This window comes from Paenarthrobacter sp. TE3676 (genome assembly GCF_056279165.1).
On record NZ_JBWBQU010000004.1, the window covers coordinates 280798 to 302443 of the forward strand.

General features: G+C 60.6%; 12 protein-coding genes and 1 pseudogene. 4 read left to right on the top strand and 9 right to left on the bottom strand.

Annotated elements, in window-relative coordinates:
• The first annotated feature begins 151 nt into the window (after positions 1-151).
• The gene (locus tag ACZ881_RS11895; RefSeq protein WP_476115587.1) at positions 152-814 is read left to right on the top strand and encodes a GntR family transcriptional regulator; all 663 of its coding nucleotides are present in this window, start codon (positions 152-154) and stop codon (positions 812-814) included.
• A 406-nt stretch (positions 815-1220) separates the two neighbouring features.
• On the opposite strand, the gene ACZ881_RS11900 is transcribed toward ACZ881_RS11895, so the two are convergent.
• From ACZ881_RS11900 to ACZ881_RS11920, 5 genes are all read right to left on the bottom strand, one after another.
• Positions 1221-2669, bottom strand: coding sequence for an NAD-dependent epimerase/dehydratase family protein (locus ACZ881_RS11900; RefSeq protein ID WP_476115589.1), 1449 nt, complete (start codon positions 2667-2669; stop codon positions 1221-1223).
• A complete protein-coding gene (locus tag ACZ881_RS11905) occupies positions 2666-4930 on the bottom strand; it encodes a glycoside hydrolase family 3 C-terminal domain-containing protein (protein ID WP_476115592.1) in 2265 nt (754 codons plus the stop codon). Before ACZ881_RS11905 ends, ACZ881_RS11900 begins: the two co-directional genes overlap by 4 nt.
• Positions 4927-7419, bottom strand: a complete 2493-nt coding sequence (locus ACZ881_RS11910; RefSeq protein WP_476115595.1) for an alpha-L-rhamnosidase — start codon at positions 7417-7419, stop codon at positions 4927-4929. Before ACZ881_RS11910 ends, ACZ881_RS11905 begins: the two co-directional genes overlap by 4 nt.
• 23 nt (positions 7420-7442) lie before the next feature.
• Positions 7443-8783 (bottom strand): MFS transporter, encoded by a 1341-nt coding sequence (locus ACZ881_RS11915; RefSeq protein ID WP_476115597.1) that lies wholly within the window; start codon positions 8781-8783, stop codon positions 7443-7445.
• A 273-nt stretch (positions 8784-9056) separates the two neighbouring features.
• On the bottom strand, positions 9057-10043 hold the full coding sequence (locus ACZ881_RS11920) for a LacI family DNA-binding transcriptional regulator (protein WP_476115987.1): 987 nt from the start codon (positions 10041-10043) through the stop codon (positions 9057-9059).
• A 434-nt stretch (positions 10044-10477) separates the two neighbouring features.
• Between ACZ881_RS11920 and ACZ881_RS11925 the strand changes: the two genes are divergently transcribed.
• The 3 genes and pseudogenes from ACZ881_RS11925 (at position 10478) to menC (ending at position 17034) form a co-directional block, all read left to right on the top strand.
• Entirely contained in the window at positions 10478-12970 is a 2493-nt protein-coding gene (locus ACZ881_RS11925) for a glycoside hydrolase family 2 TIM barrel-domain containing protein (RefSeq protein ID WP_476115600.1), read from the top strand.
• A 440-nt stretch (positions 12971-13410) separates the two neighbouring features.
• Positions 13411-13815: pseudogene (locus ACZ881_RS11930) on the top strand (aldehyde dehydrogenase family protein); the annotation flags it as partial.
• Between the two features lie 2037 nt (positions 13816-15852).
• Positions 15853-17034: an o-succinylbenzoate synthase gene (menC, locus tag ACZ881_RS11935; RefSeq protein WP_476115603.1), complete on the top strand. Its 1182-nt coding sequence runs from the start codon at positions 15853-15855 to the stop codon at positions 17032-17034.
• Between the two features lie 187 nt (positions 17035-17221).
• Here the strand turns inward: menC and ACZ881_RS11940 are convergent, their stop codons facing one another.
• From ACZ881_RS11940 to ACZ881_RS11955, 4 genes are read right to left on the bottom strand one after another with little or no spacing between them, the layout of a single operon-like run.
• Complete coding sequence (locus ACZ881_RS11940; protein WP_476115606.1) at positions 17222-18115, bottom strand: hypothetical protein; 894 nt, start codon at positions 18113-18115, stop codon at positions 17222-17224.
• On the bottom strand, positions 18112-19245 hold the full coding sequence (locus tag ACZ881_RS11945; protein ID WP_476115609.1) for a M20 family metallopeptidase: 1134 nt from the start codon (positions 19243-19245) through the stop codon (positions 18112-18114). The genes ACZ881_RS11940 and ACZ881_RS11945 overlap by 4 nt, the downstream gene beginning before the upstream one ends.
• Entirely contained in the window at positions 19242-20177 is a 936-nt protein-coding gene (locus ACZ881_RS11950; protein WP_476115611.1) for a serine hydrolase, read from the bottom strand. Before ACZ881_RS11950 ends, ACZ881_RS11945 begins: the two co-directional genes overlap by 4 nt.
• A complete protein-coding gene (locus ACZ881_RS11955; protein WP_476115613.1) occupies positions 20174-21565 on the bottom strand; it encodes a serine hydrolase domain-containing protein in 1392 nt (463 codons plus the stop codon). Before ACZ881_RS11955 ends, ACZ881_RS11950 begins: the two co-directional genes overlap by 4 nt.
• Positions 21566-21646: the final 81 nt, after the last annotated feature.

Consider the following 21646-nt stretch of genomic DNA (forward strand, 5'->3'; position numbering starts at 1 on the left):
TGTTTCCCGCGTTCGGGGGGGCAGGCCCACCAAGGAGCCTTGTCGTGATGCGTCCCACAATCGTGGACCATTGCAATTGCAATGTCAATGGATCCCCGACGGGTCGTTTGCGAGTACCCTGAGAGGACATCGACTTCGATTGGAGACTCTCGTGTTGGCACGCTTGGAAAGCGGAACCCGTCCCGCGACGATGCGTCGGCGGATCGCCGAGCAGCTCCGAGCTTCTTTGATCAGTGGTGAATTGCGCCCTGGCGGCGTCTACTCGGCACCTGAACTGGGGAGCCGCTTCGGAACCTCTGCTACACCCGTACGTGAAGCGATGCTGGATTTAGTCAAGGAGGGGCTCGTCGAAGTTGTGCCAAACACGGGATTTCGTATCCGTGTGTTGACCGACACCGAGCTGGATGAGATTGCAGAGACCAGGAGCCTTCTTGAAGTACCCATCATGGGCGCGGTCGCTGAGAAATGTGTGGGTCAGACGGCACTTCAGGTAGAGGGCCTGCGGGAGATCGCCCATAGCTTGATGCGGGCTGCAGAGGCAAGAGATCTCGTGGAGTACATGCGGCTGGACACGGACTTCCATCTCCAATTCCTGGCGCTTCATGGCAACGCCACACTCGTTGAACAGGTGGCGTCCCTTCGATACCGAAGCCGCCTGTTCGGGTTGGAGGCGCTGGCCGCATCCGGAAATTTGGATGAGTCCACCAGGGAACACGAGACGCTCGTGGACCTTGCTTTGGCCCGAGACCGCCAGGGCATTGAGACACTCATGAAGAAGCACATTCGCCACACTCGCACCGAATGGGCAGATTAGCTTGCGATTCACGGCTGCACGTAAACGCAGAAACACGGCAGGACCGTAAGAAGGCAAAGTGTCAGCCCTCCCCCATGGGGGAAATCAGCGCAAAGTGGCGGCTGGACGGGAACCCATAGCCGATGACCCATGACACCAAAGCCCACGAGTATGCCGAGAAACGATGCGCCCAAGGGCGAACCAATAAGGACTCCGCCGCCTCCTCAAGCGGTACCTCGCCCGCCATGTCCACCGCACAGTCAATGCAGCAGCAACACAAATGCCTTGACAGACATAGAAGAGTCAAAGTAAACCTCAAGCCAAAGGGTGGCGTCCGATAGGCGCCACCCTTGCTCTGCTTAGGTGGGTCGCCTCTGAGCAATATGCTCGGACGCTTAAGCATCACGAGGAGGCTGCTGATTCTGGCTCAGACGCTTGGGACGGGGACAGACCGATCCGCGAGTTCGATTTGGGCCAGGAATTGGTTGTGCTCTGCCTGGTTTCTGTATGTCAAAGGGGTGCGGACGCATTCCGGGCACCAGTGGCCGCCGTGGAGGATGAGGCGGGGACTTCCGGCGAATAGGTGGCCCTCGGCGCAGGTCCATTGCAGAGGCGTACTGATGTCCCCGGCAGTGGTTTTGGTGGTGAGTAGTCTTCCGCCCCGGAAGGCTGCAGCGTCACGGTAGTCGGTAGTGTCCCAATCATCGGGACGTTTTGTCTCGTCATAGCCGTGGTCCAGGAACGCTGGTGTCCGGTTGGGACGTGGAGGCCAGAACGTGTCCCATCCGCCTATTTCTTCCCATTCTGCACGGGAGCCGAAGTAGGCGGTAATTGCCTTGTCGTTGTTGTCCCGGAGGTAGGCCATGGTTCCGCGGTGTTTGACCGTGAGCCGTTTCATAATCAGGTTCTTGATCACCCAGGAAGGGATTTTTCCTGCCAGGCGCAGCCCGGGATTGTGGTCGAGGGCGCGGGCGAGGGCGGCGTTGACGGTGTCGCGTCGGAACGGGATGAGTTGTTCGAGCTTGTCGGAATCCGTGTACCAGTGTCCGTGGAAGTTTCGGGTCGCGAACCAGTTGCGTTCATACCAGCGACGCACGTCTTTAACTCCGAGGGCGGCGCTAATCCGGGTTTGGAGTTCCCAGTTCCCCAGTCGCCAGCCCTCCCCTCCCCCGATGTTGTAGATCCCGCCCCAGAACTCTTCAGGCACGTCGTCTTCGCAGATGTTTGCCATCAGTCGGGCCGCGTCCTCCACGGAGACCCACTCCATGACTCCGGTGAAGGTGGAGTGGGTCATGATGGGGTCGCGGATGTCCAGGACACCGGGGTGGAAGATTCCAGTTTGCCGCAGCCAAGCCCAGGCGGGAAGCCCTGAGTCCACAAGCTCTTTTTCGGCGATTATTTTGGACTGACCATATTCGTCAAATACAGAAACCCGGAGCGGATCGCCGACCCTGCCCCAGTGGTGGGGCGGGTTCCTGTCGCCGGTTTCGGCAATCGAGCCTACCCCGACCACTTTGATGGCAGCCGGATCGGGTTGGGCCTTGACTGCGGTGATGATGTTACGAATGCTGCCCACGTTGACGCGCGTCGCGTGTTCAGGGTGCTCGTCCGCCAGAGGTGAGACGACGGCACCGATGTGCAGCACATAGTCAGCACCTCGGACACACTGTTCGACTGCTGAGTAGTCGGTGAGATCTCCGAAGACGACTTCCAGGTTTTCCATGTCCTCGTATTGGCGGATGACGTCAAGGTCCTTCGAGGTTGGCAAGACGAGCGCGACGATCTCGAAGCGGTCGGCACGGCCGCGGAATTCGTCGAGGACTTTTCTTCCCCAGTTGCCCGCGGCGCCGGTCAAGAACACCCGGACGCGCGTCATGCCGGCACCGCCTCCGTGGCTGGCTGTGTCCGGGTCTGCTCCATAAGGGACTCGAGGACTTCGAGGGGAAAGACGCTTCCCGTGAAGGCAAGAAATTGCTGCATGGGCATCGATTCGACCATCTTGAGGCCGTCGGGGTTCTGCTCGGCCTGCGCTGCTTGTTCCGATGTCATGGCCGTGGCCATTCCCTGCGTTAGCACCGGTCCGATGACGGGGTGTCCGAACCAGTCACCGACTGTGGACTGCATCGTGAGCGGACGCATAATCGAGTCACCCTGCAGTCGAATGATCTTTTCGGCCACGACGGTTGAGGAGTCCGTCCCGATCTGAACGCTGTAGTTACCGGCTGGTACCACCCAGCGGCCGATTTCGACATCCCAGTAGGCGAAGGCCCGTCGGTCAAGGGTGAAGTCGACGGCGCGTTCCTCCCCTGGCTGCAACTCGACTTTCGCGAAGGCCCGCAGCTCACGCAGTGGGCGGCGGACCGGCCCGGCTGTAGTCGAGACGTACACCTGGACAACATGCTTGCCGGCACGCTCCCCCGTGTTCTTAACAATGACACTGACAGAGGCTCCGTCGATGCCGTTGCTTTCGGCGGACAGACCGGAGGTGGTGAACCGGGTGTAGCTCAGTCCGTAACCGAAAGGGTAGCGGACCGGGATGTTCGCGCTTTCGTAGTACCGGTACCCCACGAAGACACCCTCCCCGTAGCGGACGTGGCCCTGCTCTCCGGGGAAGTTGAGGTAGCTGGGATTGTCTTCCAGCCGGAGCGGTATGGTTTCGGCCAGGTGCCCCGAGGGGTTCGTGGCTCCGAAGAGGACGTCAGCGATGGCCTGGCCTCCGCCCTGCCCAAGCAGCCATCCTTCGACAATCGCGTCGACGTCGTCGTGCCATCCTTCGAGGGAAACCACCCCTCCGTTGGACAGAACGACCACCGTCCGGGGAGCTGCCTTGGCGATGGCCATCAGCAGAGAGACCTGTTCCGGCGGCAACGCCAATGTGTCGCGGTCGAAACCTTCGGACTCCTCGCGGTCGCCAAGACCAACGAAAACGATCGCGACGTCAGCCGAGGACGCCACAGTAACCGCGTCATCGAGCAGGGCCGCTTCATCCCCGGAGCCGTCCCCGCTGAATCCGGGAACGTAGGTGACCCGGGAATTGACCAGTTGAGCGTGGTCGCGAATGGCGGTGAGTGGACTGTCAAGGCGGGTGGGATTGATGTGGGAGCTGCCGCCGCCTTGGAAGCGCGGTGTGTCAGCGAACGCGCCGATGACAGCAATCCGTTGCCCGGCAGGCAGGGGCAGGGCCGCGTTTTCGTTGCGCAGGAGCACGATGCCTTCGGCCGCCAGCTCGCGTGCCAGTGCATGGTGCTGCTCAACGTCGTAAGTTGTCCCGCCCTTTGGAGAGAATTCCGTGAGTCGGACCACGCGGCGAACGCTGGCGTCCACCAATTCCTCATCGAGGTCTCCGGAGCGGACGGCGTCCACGATCTGCTGATCAGTTTTTCCTCCGCTGCCTGGCATTTCCAGGTCCATGCCGGCTTTGACGCCCTCGACACGGTTGCTGACGGCACCCCAGTCGGAGACGACGGCGCCGTCGAAACCCCACTCATCCCGGAGTAAGGACGTGAGCAGCCACGAGTTCTCCGATGCGTACACTCCGTTGATTTTGTTGTAGGAGCACATCACGGTGGCGGGGTTTGCTTCTCTTACTACGCGTTCAAACGCGGGGAGGTAGATTTCGCGCAGCGTCCGTTCGTCTACCTCTGCACTGACGCGCATCCTTTCAGTTTCCTGGTTGTTCGCGGCGAAGTGCTTAACGGACGCACCGGTACCTTCGCCTTGCATTGCACTGACGTGCGCGGCTCCCAGCACTCCGGAGAGCAGCGGGTCTTCGGAGTAGTACTCGAAGTTCCTTCCGCACAGAGGGGAGCGTTTGATGTTCACGCCGGGGCCCAAGGCGATGGCCACGCCGAAGGCTCGTCCTTCCCGCCCTACGGCTGCACCGGCCCGCGCTGCGATATCCGGATTCCAGCTCGAGCCAACCGCGACCGCGGGTGGCAGGCAAGTGGAGGGAAGGCTGTCGTGGATGCCGAGGTGGTCCGACGCCCCTGCCTGGCGGCGGATTCCATGAGGTCCGTCGGTGAGGACAATGGAACGAATGCCGGCCGCGTCGACTTCTTTGGTGCTCCAGAAGTCCCGCCCGGAGAGCAGGGACGCTTTTTGTTCGAGGGTCAGGGCACTGAGGTTCGGGGTGTTCATGCGTTTGCTCCTTCTGTGGCGGTGACCGCCGTCGTGAGATCGTCAATCAGGGCCTGGGAGGCGCCGGGAATGACTTCAACAAGAGTGTTCAGTGACATTGCCGCAGCCTCCGGCGCTGCCCCGTCGATGGGGATACCGGGAAGGTGTTCGGCGAAGACGGCTGAGATACGATGCCAGACCGCCGGTGTAGCGGCGAGGACACCCAAGGGTGTGTCCATCGTGTAGTCCTGCTGGTCGGCGATGATGCGTTCGTAGCCCCAATGGTGGTCACCGGCACCAATGTGCACAGTGACGTTATCCGGGTGCAGGGGAAGCTCCACGGTGGCGGTAGTTCCGGTGGGGATGCTCACGTTCAGAATCACCCGGGTGTCTTCGAGTTTCCACGCCACGGAGACCTCGCCGTGGGTGGTGTTGTGCCTGAGGGTGGCGTGGGTGAGGTTCCCGCCGATCCGGGGGGCGATGCGCATGCTCCTGTAGCCGGGCGCTTCCGGGGTGAGGCCGCCGATGGTCCGGTGCATCCAGTCAACTACTGCGCCCAGGGCGTAGTGGTTCAGTGAGGTCATGCCGGAGGGATTAATCGTTCCGTCGGGGCGGATCGAATCCCAGCGTTCCCAGATGGTTGTCGCGCCCTTGGTAACCGGGTAGAGGAAGGACGGGCAGCCGGTTTCCATCAGCAGCAAATAGGCCTCATCGAGGTGGCCTGTGCTGGACAGGGCATCGGTGACCAAGGGCGTGCCGGCGAACCCGGTGGAGATGCGGTAGCCTCCTTTGGCGACAATCCCAGCGAGTTGGTTGCCCGCGTGGGATTTTTCCTCGGGTGTGAGGATGTCGAAGGTGATGGCCAGTGCGTACGCGGTTGCCGTTTCGTTTACGACCCGGCCCGAGGGTGCGACGTATTCGTGCCGGAAAGCTGCCCGGACCTTCTCCGCGAGGGCTGAGAATTCTTCGGCGTCAGACGTGTGACCAAGGATTTTTGCGGTGTGCGCCATCTCCAGGGTGGTCTTGCACAGGTAGGCGGCGGCGACGAGGTGGCGGTCCGTTTTGCCTCCTGCTGGGTTGTCCATGGGTGCGTCCGGGTCCAGCCAGTCGCCGTACTGGAAACCCTTGTTCCACAGCCCGTTCTCATCTAGCAGACCTGCGACCTGCCGGATGAAAGAGGTCATCGATTCGTATGATGCGCGAAGGATGTCCTCGTCGCCGTGCTCGCGGTACAGGGTCCAAGGCAGGCTGACGGCTACGTCGCTCCACAGTGCGGTCGGAGGGGAAGCGTTGGGCAGCACGTCGGGCACGACCCAGGGAACGTTGCCGGAGAGCTTTTGTTCGATCGCGAGGTCGGTCAGCCAAGACCCGAGGACCCCGCGGACGTCGTAGAGGAAGGCGGCGGTGGGGCCGAAGGCGTTCAGGTCCCCGGTCCAGCCCAACCTTTCGTCGCGCTGGGGGCAGTCGGTGGGCACGCCCACAAAGTTGTCACGCATGGACCACACGGCGTTGGAGTGAAGCTGGTTCAGCAGCGGGTTGGAGGTTTCCAGCCAGCCGGTGCGCTGCATGTCCGTGTGGGTTACCACGGCAACGATGTCGGCGCCTTCCAGGGCGCCTGGCCAGCCTTCGACATCAACGTAGCGGAACCCGTGGAAGGTGAATCGAGGCTCCCAGGTTTCCGGTCCCCTGCCGGCGAGGGTGTAGCGGTCGGTTGCCTTCGCGCCGCGGATCGTTTCGTAGTCCATTTCCCCATCGGTCATCACTTCGGCGTGCCGCAGGACAACTGTGGCACCCGCCGGCCCGTCCACCGTGAACCGGACCCGACCGGAGATGTTCTGGCCGAAATCCAGGACGGTCCGGCCGGTGGGGGTTGTGATCACCGCTACCGGGGAGAGCTCCTCGATACGGCGGATCGGTTCAGCGATGGGCTCGGCCAACGACTCAAGCGGCCAATCGAGGACGTCAACGCTGCCCCAAGCAGCGTCGTTGAACCCGGGCGAGTCCCAGCCGAGGGGTTCGAGGGTGGCGTCGTATTCTTCGCCGTCGTAGATGCTGTTCGCACGGAGTCCGCCGGTGTCCGCCCGGGAGGTTGTGTCGCTGACGATGTACTCCGTGCCGTCCGTGGTCTCGAGCGCGAGTTCGAAGTAGAGGCCGGCCTGGTCGGAGTAGTGGTTGCGTTTGCCTTCCCAACCCAGCCGTCCGAGCGCCCAGCCCTCGCCAACGATTGCGCCCAGTGTGTTCTCTCCCGGAACCAGCAGATCGGTTACGTCGTGGGTGCTGACGATTAGACGGTTGCGATAGGAAGTCCAACCGGGAGCTAGGATTTCATTCCCGACCACGGTGCCATTAATGCGTGCTTCGACAACGCCGATCGCCGTGACCCGCAGCGTTGCGCGGCTCAGCTCCCTGGAGGCGTGAAATGTGCGGCGGAAGTAAACAGCAGGATCCCCGTCACGGCCGCTGTGGCCCGTTGCGGTGATGAAGCGGGCACCGTGGTCTTGGAAAGTCATGAACTGGTCCTCTCGGTATGGGTTTAGCGGACGGATTTGATGCGGAGGACCACGAGCCCGCCCAGCAGAGTGATGCCGGCTGCCACCAGGTAGAGCAGGGTGTAGTTCTTTTCCGTGGCGGTGGCGCCGATCGTCAGGAAGAGCGGGGCGATCAGGGGTGCGGCGGCCTGCGGGATGGACGTTGCGAAACTTGTGATGCCAAGGAAGCGACCGGCGTTGGTCTTCTTTTCCGGAAGCACATCGAGCAGGAGCGCCTGATCGACAGCGGAAAAGCTGCCGATGCCGATTGAGGTCAGGACCGAGCCGATAATGATGATGTTCAAGTCATGGGCGAAAGCCATAACAACGATGCCGGCCGAGAAGATCGATGCTGCCGCGATCACGATGGGCTTGCGCATGCGGATCTTGTCAGAGAGGAAACCTCCGCCGATCGCTCCTACGGTGGTGGCGAGGATGCCGATGCCGCTTATGGTGGCGATCACGCCGGCAACTTCCTGCAGGGAAACACCAAGCCTGGAGGCCATGAAGAACGCCGCGAAGGTCGTGTTCAGGGTCAGGCCGAAGTAGAACAGGAACCGTGCCAGCCAGTTCCAACTGAAATCCTTGTACTGCCTGGGGTTGTAAAGGTATTTGGAAGCGATGAGCCGAAGGCTCAGGCGGTCCTCCAGGACGAGGTCTTTGCTTGAAACTTCATGGGCGAACAGGACGAAGAGCAGGCAGAAGACGACGCCGGCGATGCCGGGGACGAGGAAGAGCAGCAGGCTGTTGCCCATGAGCGATCCTGCGGAAACGACGCCGATCACGGGTCCGATCTGCGTTGCGAAACCGACAAGTCCGGACATTTTGCCACGCTGGGACTCCGGCAGCCGGTCAGCCTGGGAAGCGTTGAGCCCTTGGAGTGCCTGTCCCCAGCCGAGCTGGGCAAGCATCCAGCCGATCATCAGCACAGGGATGGAATCGGCACCGGCCATGACGGCCAGGGACACGACGCCGATCGCGGTGCCGCCAAGGATGAACGGCACTCGCCGCCCGAGGCGTGTGCGGGTACGGTCACTCAAGACGCCCAGCAGTGGACTGGTCACCATGACCGTCATTGATCCGGCACCGAGGATGTAGCCGAGGTTCTGTTCCTGGCCCGGAGTGATCTGGCTGACCTTGATTGCCAGGGAAATCGCGATTGGGGTGATGAACGCGATAAACACACCCAGCTGCGCCAGGACCATTAGCCAGATGTACTTGGCGGAGACCTTTGGAAGGTCGGTCTCCTCGACGACAGCGGCCGGTACGGTTTCATCCTCTATACCTCGGGCGCCAGTTACAGGGGATTCCGGGGCGATGGACACCGGAGGTGTCTCAGAATTCATGGGGACTCCATTGTCAGTAAAAAGAGTGGGCATCATCACTAGCACGTGCTAGCTGGTGTGGGAATGATGCTAGCAAGGCCTCTACAGGCTTGGCAATAGTTATTTGTAACGATTCAAGGTATTGCAGGACTGGTTTGGCCCCGTCGGCACATTTCCTACTACTTCGCCGCTGCCGAGGCCTCGCGTGACAGCACCGCATTTAACCCTCGGCACGTCAGCTAGCAGGTTGGACCCACCTGCTGGTGTGGCTGAAGCGCGTGGGTGGTCGCGATTCTAGGTCGACACGGGCCCGGCGGACTCGCGCTGGATTACCGTGATGGTTCCGGTCGGAACCTTGGGGAGAGGATGTCCCTCGGCGTGGTGTAGGGCGATCGCGGCCGTGTACAGGCCCAGTTGTTCCATATCGACGCCCACACTGGAGATCGAAGGAGTGTACCGGGCGGCCAGTGGCGAATCATCGTGACCTACTACGGAAAGCTCGGCCGGAAGGCGTAGCCCAGCTCTCAGGGCCGCGGAGACGACGTCGGCTGCGGTTTCGTCGTTGTAGGCAACGATTCCGGTGACCCCGGCCCTACGCCAGGAGGTTACTGCAGCTGCTGCCGAGCCATCCCGGTAATCCACCTGCCTGCCAATGGGTGCGGAAACGCGGGCCGCGCTGCAGGCTTGCTGGACGAGGTCAAGACGCGCTGCGACGAATTCCTCTACCCTCTTATCGGCGGGATAGGCAAAGCCCAGCCGGGTGTGGCCCAATCCGAGAAGGTACTCGGCTTGAAGCCTTGGTCCGGATGTAAAGTCCAGGGGCGGCTGCATGTTCGTGCGGTCAGGGATGATGTTGCGGATGCCCAGCGACTTCATGTCCGCGAGGTCCTCGGCAGAGAAGTGGCCATATCCAATGACGACGGCTGGCTCAAGAATTGCCCACAGAGGTGTGGCCTGACTGCCCGCGATCGGCGTGTACGTGGCCAGGGTATAGCCGTGACGGGCAAGTTCGTGGGTGAGGACTTCCAGGTTCGTCCTCAGGCTGTGCTCAAGGGGCCAGTCAGGCAAAACGAGCAGGACGATTTTGTTTTGCCCGCTTCGAAGGGCCCGCGCCGCGTGATGCGGCTTGTAGTTCAACTTTTGGGATGCCGCCAAAACCCGCTTCCGGGTAGCCTCAGATATGGTTTGGCCCTTGGTCCGGTTAATTACGAAGCCGACCGTTGCCGGGGAAACACCAGCCTCCCTGGCCACGTCTGCCGCTGTCGCGCGTCGTCCTGTCACTGTCGTCAAACCCAGCTCCTTGAATCGTTACAAGCAGATCTTGCCAGATGCAATCCTGCCTTGTTACATTCTAGCCATGGTCACTATTACGTTCTAGTGATTTGTTCCACGATGCGCCTTCGCCAATGGAGTCCCGATGCTTTCTGCTGAGAAACCACCCTGTGCCGGTTTTGGCCAGCACTCCGTGCCCTTTTGGGGATCCTGGTTCGAGTGGCCCTTGGAGGGAGCCACAGCGTCCGTCCGCCGCGGGATGTTTGGTCCCTCTTAGGACTCTCTCACCACCGTGCCCGGTCCCGCCTCATCTTCGCAACGGCCACTACGAACGCCATCCACCGAGCGATGCGCTGCTGCCGAGAAATTTTCGATTGTCCCGTCGTCCTTTCAAAATCCCCAACCACCTATTACCGCCTATCAGGCCAGAAGGAAGAACTCCCGTGATTCGTCAGCCTTTCAACACCGGATGGTCATTCCGGACAAAAGCCAATGAGTTCGCTGAGCAAGGTGGTGCATCGGCGCCGGAACTCATTGTCCTACCCCACGATGCAGTAATTGGCACGAAACGAGACCCACAACTTCCGGGCGGCGCGTCAACAGGCTACTTCACCGGCGGAACGTGGGAGTACAGCAAGGCATTTCATGTCCCCGAAGAGTGGGAGACCAAGCGGGTCATCCTGGAGTTTGAAGGGGTATACCGCTCATCGCTGATCTACATTAATGATGCTTACGCTGGCAGTTGGGCCTCTGGGTATACCGGCTTTTCTGTTCCGATCAATGACTTTCTGGTGTTTGGTAGCGAGAACACCGTCCGTGTAGAAGCCCGCGCTCACCGCGACTCACGGTGGTACTCCGGGGCGGGAATCTACAGGCCCGTCCATCTGGTCGTTGCCGAACGTGTTCATGTGCCGCTGGACGGTGTTGTGGTCACGACCACCGATCTCAGTGCTGACTTTGCAACGCTCAGCGTCGTCACCGAGATAGCCAATTCAGACAACAAACTGACGACGGTTGAGGCCGAAACGAGCATTATCGATGCCGTAGGAACGGTTGTCGCCCACGAGGTGGCGCCGGTTTCTATCGGCGAAGGGGAGACGACAAGAATCCATCAGAACTTGGTTGTGCGGAACCCCCAGCCGTGGTGCCTTGAGACCCCAGTGCTTCATCATGTGGAAGTAGTCCTACGCAGTGGTGGAAGGGTCCTGGACACAGCCAGGGCGAGGTTTGGTATCCGCCGGCTACATGTTGATCCAGTCCGGGGACTACGTCTGAACGGTCGGGAAATAAAGCTTCGCGGCGCCTGCGTGCATCATGACAACGGCCTCATAGGCGCCGCCACTATCGGCCGAGCCGAGCAGCGACGGGTGGAGATCCTCAAGGGGTCTGGTTTCAACTCCATCAGAAGCTCACACAACCCACTTAGCCGGGCCATGCTGGATGCTTGCGACGAGCAGGGAGTCCTGGTCATGGATGAGGCCTTTGACTCATGGACGCGCAGCAAGAACGACTTCGATTACGCCGTTGATTTTGAAGGCTGGTGGGAAAAGGACATCGAGGCAATGGTACGCAAGGACCGAAACCACCCCTGTGTTTTCGCCTACTCAATCGGCAATGAAATCCCCGAAATCGCCAGTTCACACGGAGCCATGCTGTCACGGAAAATCGCCAACCGCGTTCGAGACCTTGACCCCTCACGATTCGTCACCAGCGGAATCAGCGTGATGCTTGCCATCCTGAAAGAGTGGACGGCGCAGGCAATGGCCAACACCGAGGACCTCTCAGCCCTCGAGGGAATGGGCATCAACACCATGCTGACCCAAATGGGCGAATTCGGCAATCTGGCAGGCTCCTCGGAACTCGCCACCAAGCTCACCGCCGAAACCTTTTCCACGCTGGACATCTCCGGACTGAACTATCTCGAAGCCCGATACGAACTGGACCGCGAGCTATTTCCGAACCGCGTCATCGTAGGTTCTGAGACCTTCCCCACCATGATCGACAAGCTATGGGCACTCGTGCTGGACAACCCGCACGTCATCGGCGACTTCACCTGGACCGGGTGGGACTACCTTGGCGAAGCCGGCATAGGAAGGGCCCGCTATGAGGACACAGATGACGGTGGAGTTTATGCCGTGTATCCATGGCTGCTGGCCCACGTCGGCGACATCGACATAACCGGCGAACGCCGCCCAGCGTCGTTCTATCGCGAAGTCGTCTTCGGATTGCGGGACAGCCCGTACATCGCTGTTCGACGCCCCGGATATCATGACAGGCAAGTTGTGTCCACACCCTGGGCATGGTCCGATTCCATCGCTAGTTGGAGCTGGCCGCAATCGGTCGGTCAGCCCATCACGATCGAGGTCTATTCGGACGCGGACGAAGTTGAACTCCTCCTCGACGGCACGTCCATTGGCCGCGCCCCGGCAGGTCCGACCAACCGCTACCGTGCAATGTTCGAGAGCAGTTATCAGCCCGGAACGCTTCTGGCCGTGGCTTACTCCAAGGGTGCGGAGACAGGCCGGCACCAATTACGCACCCCTACCGGCGCGACACAACTCTTTGCCCAGTCCGACAGGGAAAAAATCGGGGCCAATGACTCCGATCTCGCGTTCATATCTCTGAAGCTCGTCGACGCCCACGGGACTCCCGTTACGCACGCCGACGAAATAATCAGCATCGAACTGATGGGGCCGGGCGTCATCCAAGGCTTCGGCACCGCGAATCCTGTGGATGAGCACACTAGGTTCACAGACAGCTCACACCGCACGTACGACGGACGAGCGCTTGCCATAATTCGCCCAACAGACAAGGGCCAGATCACAATCACTGCTTCAACTGAAAGCGGAGCCACTGCACATGTTTCAATTTCGGTTGGAGAAGAGAATGCCCCAGACCTGGGCGAAACCTCCATCCCAGAGACTGCCATCGCATAGGTAGCAGGGCAGAAGTAGCAGTGGTCGTCGGATCGGGTATCCCGTTGACACTGACGTCAGGTTGTTCACACCCCATGCTGACGACACGAGTCTATTTCCGAAAGGGCTTTCAGGGGCATCGATGGCGTACGGTTCCGCATCAGGGGTTACCTGGAGACTTCCTGGACATCGGTGTGAAGTTTCGCTCGGAAGAGATGCGCCGGGGACAAACATGGCGACGCCCGTCGAGTAAGGCGCAACGGACCAGTGTTATACAACTAGGAGGGCTTCGGTCGTGCTGTAGTGGCGTGTGACAGACCATGCAGACGCGTTGCGATTCTCTAGCGCAGATGAGCTGGAAGAGCTCGCCCGACTCGCCCGACAGAGTGATACTGCAAAGCATCACCTTGTCGGGCGAGGATCGCGCAGAGGTCGAGAACATCTGCCGTCCAGGCTGATTGGGCCGGCTCATAAAGGACGACCGTCTCCACAAGACCTCCTTCACCGGCTCCACTCCGGTGGGTCAGGCACTGATCCGCGAAGCCGCTCACAGGGTCCTGCGCATATGCATGGAAATGGGCGGCAGCGCACCGTTCGTGGTCTTCGAAGACGCCGACCTGGACAAGGCCGTTGAAGGCGCCATTGCAGCCACGATGCGCAACATTGCCGAGGCCCGCACCGCAGCGAACCGCTGCCTTGTGCACGAGTTCATCGCCGACTCCTTCGCCGAGAAGTTCGCCGCCAAGGTCGGTTCCCTCTCCACTGCCTGCGGCACCCAGCCCGAGTCCAAGGTGGGCCCGCTGATCGACAGCTGGGTCCCCGACGGCGTTCACGCCCTGGTGTCCGAAGCCGTCACCTGCGGTGCCGCTGTGGAACCACGCCCTGTTAAGGGCCCACAGCGCACTGCCGCCCGACGACCAACCGAAGAACAACGACAAATCACCCCCGAGTTGAAAGGAACACAGCATGAAAACGAACGCGCCTGGATGCTGGAAATATACATCAAACACGCGGCTGAACTGGTCGATGCCCTCTCGGAGGCAATCAACGTAGTACAAACGGCAGCCACCGAACACCAGACCGGAATCCTAGTTACCCGCATCGACACCGGCAGGTACATCGTGCGCGCCCACCCGGCCGTCCCCTTCGGGCTAATACGTCAAAAACACGAACCATCAACGGCTGAGAACCACTGGACACTCCATGAAGTGCCAAGCGATCGTGCGGGCCCGCAGCACCGCTGCCTTCGACACCATAACGATAAATTGGACACCGCCCCCAGACTCTCCGAGACCCAATTCCCCGCTTCTTCGACATTGTGTGTTCCGCCCCGCAGCATCGCCCCAGGTAATCGAATAAGGGCTCCTCGGTGGGAGATGAAATCCACAGCGGCACAGTCGATGAGATAAGGCCGACCAATCCTGCTTTGGATTTGGATGGACGGTGGAATGGGCCGGTGAATGATTGATGCCCGCCATGCTGCTCTGATCGGAACGGATGTCCAGACCTACATTCTTGGAAGGCGGCACTGAGACCTGCCTTCCTGTCTTGACCTGCCCGTCCCCCGCCTTTCTCACCAACCTGACATATGAGCCCTTAGCGGCAAACTGGTCCGCGTCGACGTGCTCAGCCCGTCGTCCGCGGAACTCCAATGTTCCGGAGGCACCACTGGGAGCGGTCATCTACGTCGGGCCGCGTCCCGCTTGATTTCGCAGTGCGCTTCGATGACACGGCCAAGACCCATTTGATGGCACTCGGCCGATCGTGGCCGCCGAACTCACCTCGGAATGAACCTGCACATGCAGAGCGCTTCCGTATCCGCGTCATGACGCTACTGCCACTCACGTGCATGAGTAGGTGTAGGCCCAAGGAGGGAAGTTCTAATGGCCGCAAGCAGGCGCAATAAAGAAGATTTAAGTGTGGACAATGTCCACACCCTATTTGGCCTGACAAAGCAGCCATCATCCACATCTCCTCGCTCGAGGAACGAACCGAAGTCATGATCTTTATTGCAAGTTCCCAAAGTCATGTCGTGCTCAGCATCCCTACGCATGAAGAGGTGTAGGACAACCACGACTTACGGGACGACTCAAGAGAGGACCGAATAACCCCAGTTCGAAGCACGCAGAGGGTCCGCCAGCCACGACCCTGAACCCGCTCCCCACAACCAAACAGGCGACCCGCGGCGTCAGGCACACCCCGGCCAGTGTCAGAGGGACCTGACCACCCAGAACGTACACACGTTAAAGCAAAAACCCCCTCTGACGAGGGGGTATGCCGTGCCCGAGGTGGGACTCGAACGGGATTCCAGGCCTTGGAAACACTGGGAAGTGGCGGAAACAAGCGGAATCCGGGCCAGTTCGGTGGCTGTACGAGGCAGTCCGAGGTGGAAAATGTGGACATTGTCCACCCTCTAATTGGCTGTGCCACAAGGGCTCGGAACCCACCGCCTCGCCATCTAAGACCCAGAGCGAAGGGGGCGCCAACCCGATGGCGTAGTGAGCGAAAACTGATAAACAGCAGCGTCTTTGGTAGGAGTTCAACGCCCGCCCGGTTTAGCTATTTCAACCAAGCTCGGCGTAAGCATTGTGTGATCAGACGAAGCAATGGGGCACGGAAGCGGCGACTGTAGAGAGAGGAGTTACGGATGGATCTCTGTACTAAGAATGTGCTCCGGGCGACAACAGGGGATCGCAGGTTGCCGACCTTCCGGGGCGGTGGGTGTTCGGCGCCGTGCGTCGGGACCCAGTGCCCTTGGGCATCGAAAGGTGGCCAGAGAATATCCCGGGCACAGCGTTTGACGGGCGGGATTCCGTGACGCCCAGCATCAGCCACGAACAACGGCTACATAGCTCCGAAAACTGCCGGTTGCGCCAACGATAGTCTCGAAAGGACACCCACACATGCACATCCACAGCGTAGAACTTATCGATATCTCACTGCCCCTGATCTCCCCCTTCACCACCTCCTTCAGCACCCAAACATCGCGTGCGCCGCTACTCGTCAAGGTAGAGGCCGAGCACAATGGCCGTGAGGTTACCGGGTGGGGTGAATGCGTGGTTCTCGGCGAGCCTGTGTACTCGCCGGAATATCGTGATGGTGCGCGTGAGGTGTTGCAGCGGTTCCTGATACCGGCCCTATACGCCTGGCAAGATGCGGGCAAGTCGCTCACCGCAGAGCTCGTCGGGCACGTGCTCGAACACATTATTGGCCACCGGATGGCTAAGGCCGCACTCGAAATGGCGATCCTTGACGCCCAGCTGCGGGCAACGGACATCTCCTTTGCATCCTATTTCGGCGCGACTGTCGACGAGGTGCCATCCGGAGTTTCGGTTGGAATTCAGAAGTCGATACCGGAGCTGCTTGCTGTGGTGGGCGACTATGTTGAACAAGGCTACGTGCGCATCAAGCTCAAGATCCGGCAGGGATGGGATATCGAGCCCGTCCAGGCAGTGCGAGAGCGATTTGGCGACATCCCATTGCAGGTAGACGCGAACACCGCCTACCGGTTGGTGGACGCCCCCCACTTGCGCCAGCTGGACCCATTCAACTTGCTGTTGATCGAACAGCCGCTTGCCGAGAATGATCTGCGTCAGCACGCCCTCCTCGCCCGCGAAATCACCACTCCACTGTGTTTGGACGAGTCGATTGTCTCTGCCGCCTCTGCCGCCGACGCCATCGCCCTGGGGGCCGCAGCAATCATCAATGTTAAGCCAGGTCGGGTTGGCGGATACCTCGAAGCCAAGCGCATTCACGACGTCGCCGTTGCCAACGGGGTCGCGGTCTGGTGCGGCGGGATGATCGAAACCGGGCTCGGCCGGGCAGCCAATGCCGCACTCGCCGGCCTGCCTGGATTCACTTTGCCCGGAGACATCTCAGCATCAGTCCGCTACTTCAAACAGGACATCACCGAGCCCTTCATCATTGAAGCAGGACAGATCCGGATCCCCACCGGTCCGGGGCTTGGTGTCGAACCAATCGCCTCGGTGCTCGACGAGGCCACGACAGCAACCCTCACGGTAGCGCCACTGCGATCTGCCGCTGTGTTGGCTGGCGTTGCACTGGCAGACGTCAGCGCTGGCTGAGCAGTCGAACCCAGAGAATGACCTGCGAAGAGTGAGCCCGGGCTCGTGCATGCCCGTCTTTCTCCTCGACGGAGTACGGTGTGGATACACGGGCCCGAATGCCACGACAGCGACTCAAGCATTGGACGAGGTGCGGGGAGCACGGCGTGCAGCAGAACCCCCGCTCGTTATCCTGGGACATTAAAGCTCACGATGGAAGAGCGGCTCCCCTGTCAATGACGTATCGGCGCGATGCGTCGAATCCGAGCACATGTGCACCGCCTTCCATAGGCGCACCCAAGCTATCGCGGAGGGCAGCCCGCCAGCGCGAGGCAGTTTCTGGCCGACTGCTTCGGAGCGCTTCGATGTCATCCGGGGGGCGAACCAGCACTAACGGCGCATCTGTTTTGCGCACGGTCGGCTCATTGTCCGGCGAAGGCTCGAGCAGCGTTTGGGCCTCATAGCCCCGGCGCGCGTTCATATCAAGAGACGCGGGCATTCCATGACACGCCGCAGCCACGCTGTCCGACAGCAGGTCCCACGTGACGGTCAGCCTATCAGTGTCATCAGCCCCGTTGATCGTGTCGCTCACCTTTCCGTAGTAGTTGCGGTGGTACAGGCTGGCCCGGGCACCAAGCTTCACGAGGTTGAAATGGGCATTGCGACTGATCAGCGGGTCGAAGGTCCAGGAGATCTCTTGGATGCCTTCACCCAAGGCCCAGGCGCGCTGGTGCGCCTTGATCGCGAAGCCGACATTCCGACCACGCATCCGGCCGTCGACGCCAGCGATATGACTGTGCAGTGTCTGGTGCGAGGGCGCGCCAAACAGCCCCGTACACGCTCCCACAAGGGTATCGCCGTCGAAAGCGCCTGAGACATAGCTTCCGGCCTTGGATATCGCCCGCAGAGTTTCCGTTTTTATCGGCCCCCTGCCAACATCCGAGGTCCAAATACGCTCAAAGAGCGCAATTACCTGAGTGAACTCCTCCACCTGGTGCAGCATACGCACTGTGATGCGTGCGGATTCCGCAGCCGTCTGCGCTGCCTGACGCGCATCCTCGATGAAATCATCGCTTCGCGTAGAAGTACTCGACGTCGTCACCGCAACGCCGCCGACGCTGCGGATTCCGTTGGTGCATGCTCATGAATGAGTTCCGCTATCAGAGCGTGGACCAAGCCGGTACGTTCAATCATTGCTCCGACCAGCGCGTGTTCATGACTCGCGTGCGCTCCACCGCCCACCGCACCAAGCCCGTCAAGGGTTGGAATGCCGAGCCCGGCTGTGAAGTTGCCATCAGAGGCTCCGCCCACCGAGGCGCTCTCCAAGGACTGGAGTCCAAGCTCCCCAGCCAACCGGCTGGCGCGGGTGAACAGATCCAACGCGGCGGACTCTTCAAGTGGGGGACGGTTCGCTCCCCCGGTAACGTTTAGCACCGCACCGGGTAACGTCGCCGTGAGCGCACGCAGTGCGGTGTCCACCCGGTTTTGCTCTGCCAGCGTGCGTACTCGTACGTCCACAGCGACGCTGGATGCCGCCGGAACGGTATTCGTCGTAGTACCGGAGCGAAGCAATGTCGGCGTGACCGTCGTGCCGAGTTCCGTGTCGCCCATGCTGGCTATCGCGAGGATCTGGTGGGCCACCTCAATTGAAGCGTTGACGCCCTGTTCGGGTTCCAGTCCGGCGTGCGCTGCCCGCCCTTGCACAGTCACCTCGTAAAGGGAAACACCCTTGCGTCCTATCTTGAGTGCGCCGTTATCGGCCGATGCCTCGAGAACGAGAACGGCGTCGCAACCGTGGGCTTCGTCTTCGATGAGCTGGCGGGAGCTGGGCGAACCGAGCTCCTCATCACCGGTTACCAGCAGGCTCACGCCATCACGGTTCGAAAGGGCCGCAATGGCATGGAGCGCCATCACGAGTCCCACCTTCATGTCAAAGGAGCCTGGCCCACGAATGACGTCGCCGTCGATCTCGAACGGATGCTCGATGACCGATCCTATTGGCCAGACTGTGTCGTGGTGGCAAAGCACCAGAACACGGGGGGTACCGAATCGCCAGCGCATGTGGGTGCGCCCGTCGATCACAATCCGCTCGGGAGAGCAACCGAACAGTCGTTCCCCGAGCCCGGTTATTATGTCTGCGCTGCGGGCAACGGCAGCCAGATCCGTGGAAGGCGATTCGCATTCCACGATTCTCTGCAGGTCTTTAAGCAGCAGTTCGACGTCGACGTTCATGAGGGAACCACCTTGTGCTGATCAACGGCGCCGTGCGGATGGGATGGGGAGGACAGCGCACGGAGGCGCTCAACCGCCAGGCGACCGGCTACGCCGATGGAGGCATCCACTTGGGGTAACCGGTCTGCCAGCGAATCGGCCTTCGTGAAGACAGCGACAGCATATTGCCGCCCGTCCGGGTAGGTGACGACGCCAGCCTCATTGCGAAGTGTGGGCAGGGTTCCCGTCTTCGCGGCGATGAGTACTTCGTCCGGAAATCCGGACGACAGTCTGTGCGGCCAGATCTGCTGCGCCATGATGTCCCGGGCCATTTTGCATGCCGCTGGTGACGCTGCGGTATCAGACCAGATTGCGTTGAGCAGGGTAGTGACATCCCTCGGAGTTGACGCGGCTGTGCGCAGCGGATCAAGAATCGACAAGGTTAGGATCTGCGCCGGAGTGGCTCGTCCCAGGAGCTCCTCGACATCGTCCTCCGGGCTGCCGCCGAGATCTTCAACGACCGAAGCAACCAGATCTTCATAGCAGCCGATCAGGCGCGTTTGGTTAAGTCCGAGGTCTGTGATGATTCGGTCCACCGCTTCCCGACCCAGTTGGTGGTACAGGACGTCGGTGGCAGCGTTATCACTCATCACCATCATGTTGTGTGCGAGGTCACGCCAACTAATCTCGACGTCGTCGTTGAATCCGGCAATGCCCACCCCGCCAGTGCGGTAATAAGAGGTGACAGTAGTCCGTCCATTTGGACTCAGCTGGCCTGCATCCACCGCGCGAATATAGGCAACCAGTACAAAAACCTTGAAGACGGACGCGAGAACTATGTGTTCATCGGCGCGTACGCAGATCTCGTGAGTGGTGTCCGTCCCGATTTCACGCGCATGGAGGAAACCAGTGGCACCTACCTGTGCGAAGGTTTCCGCGATGGACGCAGTCATGCCGTCACCCTCCGGTCGGCACGACCGGTGTGCAGATAGAGTGCGTTGCCGTTGCCGTCGTCTCCCAAGAAGGCATGCGGTGTATGCATACCATCGTGGGCTTTAAGCGGGATGAGGGTGTTTCCCTTCCAATGGACGAGTTCAATCGGCGGCTCCCCGGCACCGTGCGCGGCGAAAGGTCCCTTGCTCCTTTGTTCAATCCAGATCCTCCCTTCCGCGTCCTGGCTGATATGGGAATCGGCGAGTTGTGAGCTGTAGGTGCCCACGTAGCGCGAGGCATCGATGACGGGGATGTGGCGGGCTGGGGCAGGAAGCTCCGGCACCACAATGCCAGTGAGGCGGTTGATAACCGTGGAGATGACCTCCTCATACAGACCGATCACATCGCCGCCGTTTGTGAGCACCGCGATCGCGGCCTTCTGGCCAGGGATCATGCGGAGGAAGGCACTCTGGCCGATTGTTCCTCCGTCGTGGCCTATGACGGAGCCGCCCTTCCACGTGAAGAGCTCCCACCCGAGACCCCAGCTGTCACCGATGAGACCAAGCTCCGGAAGCTTGACCTGCGGTTCCTGCATGGCTGCCACGCTTTCCGTGCTGAGGATCTGTTTGCCATCCGGGCCGATTCCGCCGTCGATGTGCATCTTGGCGAAGGTAATCAGGTTGCTTGCACTCATGGCGAGGACGGATCCGGCCGGAGAGTTCGAACGCAATACAGACCAAGCCGGCGCCGGCTCCGGAGGGGCGCCCTCGGTTTTGCTGATGTGGCCAACGGCGGCGCGAAACATGATCGCCTCACCCGCGCCCGTGGCCGCGTACTTGAGCTGCAGTGGCACGATGAGGTGGTCCCGCAGGCAAGCCTCGTAGTGCTTGCCCCGGACAACTTCGATGATGCGGCCGAGAACCGAGTAACCCGCGTTGTTATAGGAGAACATTTCGCCGGGTTCGAAGAGCTGTGGGACATCGGCAAGGATAGGCATGAATTTTTCGACGGCGTCTTCACCCTCGGTCGTCTCAATGTAGCTATCGCCTTCGAACCCGGAGACGTGGCTGAGGAGTTGACGAACGGTGATCTTCTCCGAGGCGGTGCGGTCGGCGATAACGAAGTCCCTGAGGTAGCGGCGCACAGGGGCATCAAGGTCCACAAGTCCCTCATCTACCAATTGCATGATGAGCGAGGCTGTCCAAACTTTAGTGATCGAACCGATTTGGAAGACGGAGTCCGTAGTGGCCTCAACACCGCTCGCTTTATTCAAGATGCCTGCCGCAGTCCGCACCACCTCGCCATCGCTGAGGATCGCCACGGACGCAGCGGGCACCTGGTACTTTGCGATGAAGTCGGGCAGTCTCTCCTCCACCCAAGAACCAATCTGTGACAGTGATTCCACCATGAAGCTCCTTCTGCTTGTGGATGCAATATCGCCGAGTCTATTGCTGACACCGCGCCAAGAAATTGGTGGCAAGCAACGACC